We start from the raw sequence: 1852 nt of genomic DNA, 5'->3' as shown, positions 1-1852 counted from the left end.
AGTCACCCACTTGCCGGGACCATCCGAACCGTCTGCATCATCTGCGACTTGTAAAAACTTGGTTCATCACACTATTGAGTTCTCAAACAACAACCGCACACCACGAACCGGACCGGAACACTGTCCCGGCCTCCCGTGGCAACCCCGACAAATCTACACACCCCGGCGTCAGAGGGCAAATCACGCGCTCACCACGGGCCAACCACCGTCAGCCCGTGGCCGTCAACGCACGACCCTGGCACCCGCGAACCGCTTCTTGCCCTTGCGCAGAACCAGCCACGAGCCGTGAATCAGATCCTCAGCGGCAGGACTCCAGTCGATCTCCGACACACGCACATTGTTGACGTAGGCACCGCCCTCGGACACCGTGCGACGTGCCGCTCCCCTGGTCTTCTCCAGGCCCACCTCGACCAGCAGGTCAAGAATCGTGGCGTCCTCACCCACCTCGACGATCTCCGTCTCCGCCAGCGCCGAGGACAGGGTCTTCTCGTCGAGATCGGCCAGGTCCCCCTTGCCGAACAACGCCTCAGAGGCCTTCTCGACCTTCTTCACCGCGTCCTCACCGTGGACCAGCGCGGTCATCTCCCGGGCCAGGGTCCGCTGCGCCTCGCGACGGAACGGCCGCTCGTCGACCTCCACCGCGAGACGGTCCAGTTCCTCTCTGCCGAGGAAGGTGAACCACCGCAGGTAGCGGATGACATCGGCGTCGGCGGCGTTGAGGAAGTACTGGTACCAGCTGTAGGGGCTGGTCAACTCCGGATCGAGCCAGAGCTTGCCGCCTCCGGTGGACTTGCCGAACTTCCGTCCCTCCGAATCGGTGACCAGGGGGACGGTCAGTCCGTGGACGGTCTCGCCGTCCACCCGCCGGTTCAGGTCCACCCCGGAGACGATGTTGCCCCACTGGTCCGAACCGCCGATCTGGAGACGGCAGTCAAAACTCCTGCGGAGCTGGACGTAGTCGTTGGCCTGCAGCAGCATGTAGGAGAACTCCGTGTAGGAGATTCCGTCACCTTCCAGCCGACGCTTGACGGTGTCCCGCGACAGCATGGTGTTCAGGCTGAAGTTCTTCCCCACGTCCCGGAGGAAATCCACGACCGACATGGACCCGGTCCAGTCCATGTTGTTGACCATGACAGCCGCATTGTCCCCCTCGAAGGACACGAATGACGCCAGCTGTCCCCTGATGCGCTCAACATTGTCCGCCACCGTCTCCGCCGAGAGCATCGACCGCTCACCGACATCACGCGGATCACCGATCATGCCGGTCGCCCCACCCGCCAACAGGATCGGGGTGTGTCCGGCACGCTGCAGCCTCGCGAGCATCAGCAGCGGAACAAGGTGCCCCGCGTGCAGTGAAGGACCCGTCGGGTCGAACCCCACGTAGGCCGTGGTCGGGGTGGCGAGCTGCCCGCGCAGGGCGTCCCTGTCCGTGGACTGGGCGATGAGCCCCCGCCACTCGAGCTCATCGATGATGTTCGTACCGTGGTCGTTCACTGCTGTCCTTCCTGAGATACCGGCCATGCGACTGCTTCATCGGCGAGCAGGACGGGGATACCGTCCTGCACGGGATACGCCACGTTGAGGCGGGGATTGACCAGATAGTCCCCGTGCTCCTCCAGGGGCTTCTTGTCCTGGGGGCACACGAGAATCTCAAGAAGACGGGGATCGATCATGACGGCAAGTCTATCCGCTCGCCGGCGCGCAGCTCACCACCGGTCCCACCACCCGCCTGACCGCCGGTCCCACCACCTGTCCGGCAGGCCGGCGGATCACCGACACAGCCGGGCAGGCGGCACTGTCACCGCAACGGCGCAGCCGCCCACCGCCGACCCTGCGCCACCGCGTCCACGAC

At 64.8% G+C, this 1852-nt stretch carries 2 protein-coding genes; both read right to left on the bottom strand.

Annotated features, from left to right (window positions below):
* Positions 1–222: 222 nt before the first annotated feature.
* On the bottom strand, positions 223–1521 hold the full coding sequence (gene tyrS, locus BN3906_RS13810) for a tyrosine--tRNA ligase (protein WP_066590251.1): 1299 nt from the start codon (positions 1519–1521) through the stop codon (positions 223–225).
* Positions 1491–1673, bottom strand: coding sequence for a Trm112 family protein (locus BN3906_RS13805; RefSeq protein ID WP_066590249.1), 183 nt, complete (start codon positions 1671–1673; stop codon positions 1491–1493). The genes tyrS and BN3906_RS13805 overlap by 31 nt, the downstream gene beginning before the upstream one ends.
* Between the last annotated feature and the right edge of the window lie 179 nt (positions 1674–1852).

The sequence above is a fragment of the Corynebacterium provencense genome, from assembly GCA_900049755.1.
GTDB classification, from domain to species: Bacteria; Actinomycetota; Actinomycetes; order Mycobacteriales; family Mycobacteriaceae; genus Corynebacterium; species Corynebacterium neomassiliense.
Note: the sequence above shows the minus strand (reverse complement) of the source record. Positions and strands in the feature narration are given on the sequence as shown.

Coding starts and splice junctions, on each gene's coding strand:
- tyrS (WP_066590251.1), bottom strand. CDS start 1,521: ATGGCCGGTATCTCAGGAAGGACAGCAGTGAACGACCACGGTACGAAC.
- BN3906_RS13805 (WP_066590249.1), bottom strand. CDS start 1,673: ATGATCGATCCCCGTCTTCTTGAGATTCTCGTGTGCCCCCAGGACAAG.